8 protein-coding genes are annotated in these 9077 nt (G+C 75.2%); 3 read left to right on the forward strand and 5 right to left on the reverse strand.

The annotated features are described in order from the left end of the window. Nucleotides 1–35 precede the first annotated feature (35 nt). Together LCE31_RS31560 and LCE31_RS31565 are read right to left on the reverse strand one after the other, a co-directional pair. Nucleotides 36–1343, reverse strand: a complete 1308-nt coding sequence (locus tag LCE31_RS31560) for an MFS transporter (protein WP_225020460.1) — start codon at nucleotides 1341–1343, stop codon at nucleotides 36–38. Next, nucleotides 1340–1825, reverse strand: a complete 486-nt coding sequence (locus LCE31_RS31565; protein ID WP_225020463.1) for a MarR family winged helix-turn-helix transcriptional regulator — start codon at nucleotides 1823–1825, stop codon at nucleotides 1340–1342. The genes LCE31_RS31560 and LCE31_RS31565 overlap by 4 nt, the downstream gene beginning before the upstream one ends. 141 nt (nucleotides 1826–1966) lie before the next feature. Here LCE31_RS31565 and LCE31_RS31570 point away from each other — a divergent pair, with 141 nt between their 5' ends. Then, on the forward strand, nucleotides 1967–2308 hold the full coding sequence (locus LCE31_RS31570; protein ID WP_225020465.1) for a cupin domain-containing protein: 342 nt from the start codon (nucleotides 1967–1969) through the stop codon (nucleotides 2306–2308). Between the two features lie 182 nt (nucleotides 2309–2490). Here LCE31_RS31570 and LCE31_RS31575 read toward each other — a convergent pair whose 3' ends face one another. Beyond that, nucleotides 2491–2889, reverse strand: coding sequence for a RidA family protein (locus tag LCE31_RS31575; RefSeq protein WP_225020467.1), 399 nt, complete (start codon nucleotides 2887–2889; stop codon nucleotides 2491–2493). Continuing rightward, entirely contained in the window at nucleotides 2886–4001 is a 1116-nt protein-coding gene (locus LCE31_RS31580) for an acyl-CoA dehydrogenase family protein (protein WP_225020469.1), read from the reverse strand. The genes LCE31_RS31575 and LCE31_RS31580 overlap by 4 nt, the downstream gene beginning before the upstream one ends. A gap of 97 nt (nucleotides 4002–4098) precedes the next feature. Here LCE31_RS31580 and LCE31_RS31585 point away from each other — a divergent pair, with 97 nt between their 5' ends. Both LCE31_RS31585 and LCE31_RS31590 read left to right on the forward strand, forming a co-directional pair. Next, entirely contained in the window at nucleotides 4099–5754 is a 1656-nt protein-coding gene (locus LCE31_RS31585) for an AMP-binding protein (RefSeq protein ID WP_225020471.1), read from the forward strand. A 56-nt stretch (nucleotides 5755–5810) separates the two neighbouring features. Next, nucleotides 5811–6746 (forward strand): PaaX family transcriptional regulator, encoded by a 936-nt coding sequence (locus LCE31_RS31590; RefSeq protein ID WP_225020473.1) that lies wholly within the window; start codon nucleotides 5811–5813, stop codon nucleotides 6744–6746. On the opposite strand, the gene LCE31_RS31595 is transcribed toward LCE31_RS31590, so the two are convergent. Beyond that, nucleotides 6667–9039, reverse strand: coding sequence for a bifunctional salicylyl-CoA 5-hydroxylase/oxidoreductase (locus LCE31_RS31595; RefSeq protein ID WP_225020475.1), 2373 nt, complete (start codon nucleotides 9037–9039; stop codon nucleotides 6667–6669). The two genes, LCE31_RS31590 and LCE31_RS31595, sit on opposite strands and share 80 nt — an antisense overlap. Nucleotides 9040–9077 lie beyond the last annotated feature (38 nt).

Below are 9077 nucleotides of genomic sequence, written 5' to 3' on the forward strand. Positions count from 1 at the left end.
GGGGCCGGGGGGGGGGGCGCGGCCCCCCCGCCGGTTCAGGACGCGGTGCCCGCGGGCCCGGGGAGCGTCGCCGACGCGTCGTTCCCCGCCCGCGGGGCACGGTCGCTCCTGCGCAGCGCCGGCAGCATCAGCAGCCCGAGGAGCACGCTCGGCGCGCCGCCCGCGACCAGCGACCACCGGCTGCCGAACTCCTGTCCCACCCAGCCGACGAGGGGGCCTCCGAGCACGGTGGTGCCGCCCCACGCCATCGACCACAGGGCCATCACACGGCCCCGCATGGACGGCACCGAGGCCAGTTGCATGGCCGTCTTGGACAGCGAGTTGAAGGCGATGGCGCCGTAGCCGACGAACGGGAGCACCGCGAGTTCCCAGCCCAGCGAGGGCGCGACGGCCGCCGCGAGGATGGCGACTCCCCATCCGACGCTCGCCACGGCCAGCGTCCCGGAGCGCTGTCCGTCGCTGCGGCCCGCGAGGGACAGCCCTCCGACGACCGCGCCGAGCGCCATCATCGCGGCCATCGCCCCGTACGTTCCGGCTCCTCCGTGCAGGGCGCCGCGCGCCACCAGCGGCAGTGTGACGGGGAACTCGTAGGCGAGCATGCCGGTCACGGTCAGCATCACGAGCGGCAGCAGCAGTGCGGGGGTGCCGCGTACGTAGCGCAGTCCCTCGCGGATCTGGCCCTTCTGCCGCGGCGGCCGGTCGACCGCGGTCATCTCGGCCTTCCGCATCATCGCCAGGCTGGCGATCACCGCGAGGAACGACACCGCGTTCAGGGCGAAGCAGGCCGTCAGGCCCACGGCGGCGACCAGCGCGCCGCCCACCGCCGAGCCCAGCACGCGGGCCATGTTCACGGACACGGAGTTCAGCGTCACGGCGTTGGTCAGCCGCTCGCGCGGGACCAGTTCCGGGATGAGGCTCTGCCGGGCCGGGTTGTCGAAGACCGTCAGCATCCCGAGCGCCAGGGAGAGGGCGATCACGGTCGGGACGTTGATGGCGCCGAGGCCGGTGAGGACCGCGAAGAGGACGGCGATCCCGGCCGAGGACGACTGGGTCACGTACAGCAGCCGCCGTTTGTCGTAGCGGTCGGCGACCAGTCCCGCCGCGGGCCCCAGCATCACCAGGGGCAGGAAGCGGGCGCCGGTGGCCAGGCCGAGGTCGCTGCCGCTGCCGCTGAGGCGCAGCACCAGCAGGGCCAGGGCGAGGGTCTGCATCCAGGTCCCCACGACCGAGACGGAGTAACCCCAGAAGTAGAGGCGGTAGTTGCGCACCGACAGCGAGGAGAGCATCCGGCCGGACCGCCCGCCGCGCGCCGTGCGGGTGTCCCCTGCCGCCCGCCCGCTCACGGCGCGTCCTGCGCGGCGGCGCCGGCCTCCGCCGCCCCGCCGGGGGGGGGCGCCCGCTCGAAGTCGGCGAGACGCTCCATGAGCGCGCCGGCGGCGAGCAGCACGCGCTGTTCGTCCTCGTCGAGGAGCGTCTCCATGGCGCGTCCCAGCCAGGTGTCCCGCTCGCCGCGGACATGGGCGACCACCGATTCGCCGCGGTCGGTGAGGAACACCGAGACGCGGCGGGCGTCGTCGGAGTCCTTGCGCCGCTCGACGTAGCCGACCGCCTCCAGTTCGCGCAGCGCGGCGGCGACGTTGGAGCTCGTCATCTGGAGCTCGTCGGCGAGCCGCCGCGGGCCGGGGGCCCCGCCCAGCCGTACGACGGCGGCCAGGACCTGGGAAGCCGTCCTGGACACCCCGTACAGGGGCCGCAGTTCGCGGCGCAGTCTCCGCTGGAGGATCTTCATCTGCGTACGGAACCGGCGCACCTCGTGATCGTTCACAACAACTATTTTACATAGCTATCCAGCATAGGAATACAACGCGGGCACGGGAGATGGGCGAGCAGGGCAACACGGGGCACGGCGGCGGTGGCACAGTGGCGGGGCCCGCCGTCCGGCCACCAGACCGAGGAGACCCGCCCCATGAAGGCAGAGCACGAGTTCTACGACGCGTCGACACTGGAGTGGTCCCCGGCCGAGGGAGCGCCGGGAGTCACCGAGCGGGTGCTGTCCGCAGGAGGATCGGACGCGGAGCTGACCCGGCTCGCCCGCTGGGCGCCCGGGCTGGACACGAGCGCGGCGGGCGTGATCCGGCACGCGTACTACGAGGAGGTCTACCTGCTGGAGGGCGAGCTGGAGGACCTGACGCTCGAAAGGACCTTCACCGCGGGGCACTTCGCGTCCCGACCGCCCGGCATGCCGCACGGGCCGTACCGCACCCGTACCGGCTGCGTCATGCTGGAGACCCGCCACCCGGGGCGCTGAGCCGAGGTGGGCGCAGGGGTACGCCCGGGGCACTGAAGCCGAGGTGGGCGCAGGGGTACGCCCGGCCGGTCGGGCCGGAGGCGGGGCGGGTGCCGCCGCCACGGCCGGCCTTTCGCCTTCTTGCCGATGGCCGGCAGGGCGCCCTCACAGCGGACGCTCGCCCAGCGGTCGAGCCGGCGCCCTCACGGCAGTACGGCGATGCCGTCCAGTTCCACCAGCGCCTGCTCGTCCCAGAGCCTGACCACGCCGATCACCGCCATCGCCGGATAGTCGCGGCCCGCGAGCCGCCGCCAGACCCGGCCGAGCTCGGCCGACCGCTCGCGGTAGTCGGCGACATCGGTCGCGTACACCGTGACGCGCGCGAGGTCGGCGGGGGCGCCCCCGGCGGCGGCCAGGGCGTCGAGGAGGTTGGTCAGCGCGGTCTCGAACTGCTCGGTCAGCGTCGCGCCGACGAGCGCGCCCGACCCGTCGAGCGCGGTCTGCCCCGCGAGGAAGACGACCGTGCCGCCCCGCGCCGTCACGGCGTGCGAGAACCCGGTGGCCGGGGAGAGGCTCTCGGGGTTGATCCGCTCCAGGCTCATGCGTACAGCTCCTTGGCGATGACGGTGCGCTGGACCTCGCTCGCGCCCTCGTAGATGCGCGGCGCGCGCACCTCACGGTAGAGGTGTTCGAGCAGATGGCCGCTCTGGAGCGCGCGGGCGCCGTGCAGCTGTACCGCCGCGTCCACGACGTACTGCGCGGTCTCCGTGGCGAACAGCTTCGCCATCGCGGAGGTGCGCGGCACGTGCGGCGATCCCGCGTCGTACGCGGACGCCGCCGCGTAGACCATCAGGCGCGCGGCCTCGGTGCGCGTCGCCATCTCCGCGACCTGGTGGGAGACGGCCTGGAGGTCCTTGAGCGGCCCGCCGAACGCGGTGCGCTCCGCGGTGTGGGCGAGGGTGGCGTCCAGCGCGGCGCTCGCCATGCCCACCGCGAACGCGCCGACGCTCGGGCGGAAGAGGTTGAGGGCGTTCATCGCGACGCGGAAGCCGCCGCCGACCTCGCCGAGCACGTCGTCCCGGGTCACGGGCACGCCGTCGAAGACGAGGGAGCCGATGGGGTGCGGCGAGAGCATCTCGATGTGCTCGCCCGTGAGGCCGGGTCGCCCGGCGGGTACGAGGAACGCGGTGATGCCGCGCGCGCCGCGCTCCTCGCCGGTACGGGCGAAGACCGTGGCGAAGTCGGCCTCGGGCGCGTTGGAGATCCACCGCTTCTCGCCGGTCAGGCGCCAGCCGCCGGACTCCGGGTCGGGGGCCGCCGCCAGGGCGAGCGCGGCGGCGTCGGAGCCCGCGCCCGGCTCGCTCAGGGCGAAGGCCGCGACCACGCGGCCGGCGGCGACCTCGGTCAGCCACCGCTCGCGCTGCCGCTCCGTGCCCGCCTGGGCGATCGCCGCCGCGCCGAGCCCCTGGAGGGCGAGGGCCGTCTCCGCCTCGGTGCAGCCGTACGCGAGGGACTCGCGCAGCAGGCAGAGGTCGAGCGCGCTCGCGCCGAAGACCCGCCGGAGCAGGCCGAGGGCGCCGAGTTCCGCGACGAGCGGCCGGTTGACGCGGCCGGGTGCCCCGCGTCTCGCGACCGGCAGGAGCCGGTCGGCGGCCAGCGCGCGCACCTCCTCGCACCGGGCGGTCTGTGCCGGATCGAGCGAGAATACGGACATCCGGGCCCCACTTCCCGCGCATATATCGCGGACCATTGACTGCCGTCACCTTCACGATACGCTCGTTGGGATACCCCACGACCACGAGGGGTGAACCATGCGGCTGACACCCTCGGCCCACGTCGACACCTTCACCCGCGACGGACTGCCCCCCTTCGACCAGTGGCCCGAGCTGCTGCTCGGGGCGCGGGACGCGGCCCCCACACGGGACCGCCCGGGCGAGAGTCCGGGCCCCGGGCGGCTCAACTGCGGGGCGGAGCTGCTGGACCGGACGGCCGCGCGGCTCGGCCCCGGCCGGCCGGCGTTCCGCTCCGGCACGGGCGAGGTCTGGTCGTACGGCCGGCTGCGGGAGCACGTCGACGCGCTCGCGCGTGCGCTGACCGAGCGCCTGGGCGTGGTCCCCGGCAACCGGGTGCTGCTGCGCGGCCCCACGAGCCCGTGGCTCGCGGCGTGCTGGCTGGCTGTGATGAAGGCAGGCGCCGTGGCCGTGACCGTGCTCCCGCAGCACCGGCCGGGCGAGCTCGCCACGCTCTGCGCGATCGCGCGCGTCTCGCACGCCCTGTGCGACATCCGGTCGGTGGCCGCCCTGGCCGAGGCCCGCGTGCCGGGGCTGCGGATCACCCCGTACGGCGGGGGCGGCCCCGATGACCTGCTGACGCTCGCCGCCGCGGCACCCGGCCCCTACGAGGCGGTGGACACGGCCGCCGACGACGTCGCGCTGATCGCCTTCACCTCGGGCACCACCGGCAGGCCCAAGGGCTGCATGCACTTCCACCGCGACGTCCTCGCGATCGCCGACACGTTCTCGCGCCAGGTGCTGCGTCCTGAGCCGGACGACGTGTTCGCGGGCAGCCCGCCGCTCGGCTTCACCTTCGGCCTCGGCGGCCTGGTGGTCTTCCCGCTGCACGCGGGCGCCTCCTCGCTGCTGCTTGAGGAGGCGCACCCGCGCCAGCTGCTCGCGGCCGTCACGGAGCACCGGGTGTCCGTGCTGTTCACCGCGCCGACCGCGTACCGGGCGATGCTCGACGAACTGGCCGCGCACCCGCAGGCGTACGACATCGGCTCGCTGCGCCGCTGCGTGTCGGCCGGTGAGAACCTGCCGGCCGCGACATGGCACGCCTGGTACGAGCGGACCGGGTCGCGCATCGTCAACGGGATCGGCGCGACCGAGCTGCTGCACATCTTCGTCGCGGCGGCGGACGACGCGATCAGGCCCGGCACCACGGGACTGCCCGTGCCCGGCTGGCAGGCGCGGATCGTGGACGGGGCGGGCGCGCCGGTGCCGGACGGGGAGCCCGGGCTGCTCGCGGTGCGCGGCCCCGTGGGCTGCCGGTACCTCGCGGACCCGCGCCAGCGCGACTACGTACGCGACGGCTGGAACATCACCGGGGACACATACGTGCGGGAGGCCGACGGCTACTTGCGGTACGTGGCCCGCGCCGACGACATGATCATCTCGGCCGGCTACAACATCCCGGGCCCCGAGGTCGAGGACGCGCTGCTCGCCCATCCCGACGTCGCGGAGGCGGCGGTGGTGGGCCGCCCCGACGAGCGCAGGGGCGAGATCGTCACCGCCTATGTCGTGCTGCGGCCGGGCGCCGCGCCGGGCGAAGAGACCGCGGAGGCCCTGCGCGCCTTCGTACGGGCCAGGCTGGTGCCCTACAAGACGCCCCGCGCGGTGGTGTTCCTCGACGCGCTGCCCCGCACCCCGACCGGGAAGCTCCAGCGCTTCCGCCTGCGGCAGGGCGGGTGAGCCGGTGATGTCAGGGGACGGGTGAGCCGGTGATCTCAGGGAACTAAGGTGACCCCGTGGCTGAAGCGCACCTCCTCCGGCCCGCGCAGCACACGCCGCGGTCCCTGATCGTCACCCTCTACGGCGCCTACGGGCGGACGGCCGCTGGCGCCGCGCTCGCGGTGGCCGAGCTGATCCGGCTGATGGACGCGCTCGGCGTGGACGCGCCCTCCGTACGCTCCTCGGTCTCCCGGCTCAAGCGGCGCGGACTGCTGGTCCCGGAGCGCACCCCCGGCGGCGCGGCCGGCTACGCCCTGTCCCGCGAGGCGCGCGAGCTGCTGGACGACGGGGACGAGCGCATCCTCGCCAGGCCCGAGCCACGGCCCGGGGACGGATGGGTCCTGGCGGTCTTCTCGGTACCCGAGGCCGAGCGCAACAAGCGCCACCTGCTGCGCTCCCGGCTCGGCGGGCTCGGCTTCGGCACGGTGGCCCCCGGCGTGTGGGTGGCGCCCGACCGCTTCCGTGACGAGGCCCTGCGCACGCTGCGCCGGCTGGGCCTCGACCCGTACGTCGACCTGTTCCACGGCGAGCACCTCGGGTTCACGCCGACGGCGGACGCGGTGGCCCGCTGGTGGGACCTGGACGCGCTGGCCCGGCTGCACACCGAGTTCCTGCGCGTACAGGAACCGGTGCTGCGGTCGTGGGAGGAGCGGGGAGTGCCGGAGGGGCAGGACGGCGGGGAGGGACGCGAGGCGCGGCGGGACCCCCCGGCGGCCCAGGCGTACCGGGACCACCTGCTCGCGCTGGACTCCTGGCGGCGGTTGCCGTACGCGGACCCCGGGCTGCCGCCCGCCCTGCTGCCGCGGCGGTGGCCCGGCGCCCGGTCGGCGGACGTGTTCTTCCGGCTGCACGCTCTGCTGCGGGAGCCCGCGCTCAGCCATGTGCGCGAGGTGCGGAGTGGGCTCGCGGAACAGGCGGCCCGCCCCCGGCGCCCCGGTCCGGCGGCGGACTGAGGCGCGGCTTCGGGTCGCTCTCGCGCCCGCCCGGCGGCTTGCGGCTGCCCGCCGCGTACGGCGCGGGCCAGGGCGCCCCCGGCCCCGCGTACCCCTGGTCGGCGGCGGCGTGCAGGGTCCACTGCGGGTCGTACAGGTGCGGCCTGGCGAGCGCGCACAGATCGGCCCGGCCCGCGAGCAGCAGGGAGTTGACGTCGTCCCACGACGAGATCGCGCCGACGGCGATCACCGGGACGTGCAGGGTGTTGCGGATCAGATCGGCGTACGGGGTCTGGTACGAGCGGCCGAACTCGGGTTTCTCGTCGGCCACGACCTGCCCCGTGGAGACGTCGAGCGCGGCGGCGCCGTGCTCGGTGAAGGCGCGGGCGATCGCTACGGCCTCCTCGGGGGACGTGCCGCCGGGCGCCCAGTCGGCCGCGGAGATCCGGACGGTCAGCGGGCGGCCCGCGGGCCAGGCGGCGCGCACGGCGTCGAAGACCTCCAGCGGGTAGCGCAGCCGGGCGTCGAGGCCGCCACCGTAGCGGTCGGTGCGCCTGTTGGTCAGCGGGGAGAGGAAGCCGGACAGCAGGTAGCCGTGTGCGCAGTGGAGTTCGAGGACGTCGAACCCGGCGTCCGCGGCGCGGCGCGCGGCGTCGGCGAACCGGCGGCGGACGGCGGCGAGCCCGTCCTCGTCCAGCTCCGCCGGAACCTGGCTGACGCCCGGCCGGTACGGGAGCGGCGACGCGGCGGCCAGCGGCCAGTTCCCCGCGGGCAGCGGATCGTCCATGCCCTCCCACATCAGCCGGGTCGAACCCTTGCGCCCTGAGTGGCCCAGCTGGACGCCGAGCGCCGTGCCCGGCGCCTCGGTGTGCACGAAGTCGGTGATCCGGCGCCAGGCGGCGGCCTGCTCCTCGGTGTACAGGCCGGTGCAGCCGGGCGTGATCCGGCCCTCGGGACTCACGCACACCATCTCGGTCATGACGAGCCCGGCGCCGCCCAGGGCGCGGGCGCCGAGGTGGACGAGGTGGAAGTCGCCGGGCACGCCCTCCTGTGCGCGGTACATGTCCATGGCGGAGACCACGACGCGGTTGCGCAGCTCGACGCCGCCGCCGGCCCCGGTGCCCCCGAGGCGGAACGGGGTGAACATGGGCGGAGTGCCGGGCGGGCAGCCGAACTCGTCCTCGACGGCCCGCACGAACGCGGCGTCGCGCAGCGCGAGGTTCGCGTGGGTGACCCGGCGGCTGCGGGTGAGCAGGCCGAACGCGAACCGGCGGGGCGGCTGCCCGGTGTACGTGGCGAGCTCCTCAAACCAGCGCAGGCTGGCCGCCGCCGCGCGCTGCGTCGACTCCACGACGGGGCGGCGCTCCGCCTCGTACGCGGCGAGCGCAGCGGACACGGTCGGCTGCTCCTCGACGCAGGCGGCCAGCGCGAGGGCGTCCTCGACGGCGAGTTTCGTGCCGGAGCCGATGGAGAAGTGCGCGGTGTGGGCTGCGTCGCCGAGCAGGACGACCGGGCCGTGGCTCCAGCGCCGGTTGACGACCGTACGGAAGGCGGTCCACGCGGAGGCGTTGGAGCGCAGCGGGCGCCCGCCCAGCGCACCGGCGAAGATCTTCGCGCACCGCTCGGTGGACTCGCGCTCGCCGAGGCCCTCGAACCCGGCGGCCCGCCAGACCTCCTCCCGCATCTCCACGACGACGGTGCTGGCCCCGGCGCCGTCCCGCCCTCCGGTTTCCCGCGCGGGCCCGGCGTACGGGTAGCCGTGCAGCTGCATCACGCCGTACTCGGTCTCCGCGATGTCGAACCTGAACGCGTCGAACGCGAAGTCGGCGGCGAGCCAGATGTAGCGGTTGCGGTGCGGGGTGACCGTCGGCCCGAACACGTCGGCGTACGCGGCGCGGGTCCCGCTGCCCGCCCCGTCGGCCGCGACCACCAGGTCGTGGCACGCGGCGAGTTCGGCGGCGGGCGGTGCAGCGGTACGGAACCTCAGCCGTACGCCGAGGTCCGCGCAGCGCTGCTGGAGGATGGCGAGGAGCCGGCGGCGGTCGAGGGCCGCGAAGCCGTGGCCCCCCGAGGTGAGGGTGGTGCCCCGGTGCGTGATGCCGATGTCGTCCCAGCGCACGAACGCCTCGCGCAGAGCCGCGTACACGACCGGGTCGGCGTGTTCGATGCCGCCGAGCGTCTCGTCGGACAGTACGACGCCGAAGCCGAACGTGGCGTCGGGCGCCCCGCGCTCGTAGACGGTGACGGAGCGCGCGGGGTCGAGGCGGGCGAGCAGGGCCGCCGCGTAGAGGCCGCCGGGCCCGCCGCCGATCACGGCGACACGGCGGACGGGGGCCGGGCCTTGGCCGGGGG

This window comes from Streptomyces sp. 8L, from assembly GCF_020176795.1.
In the GTDB taxonomy this organism is placed as follows: domain Bacteria; phylum Actinomycetota; class Actinomycetes; order Streptomycetales; family Streptomycetaceae; genus Streptomyces.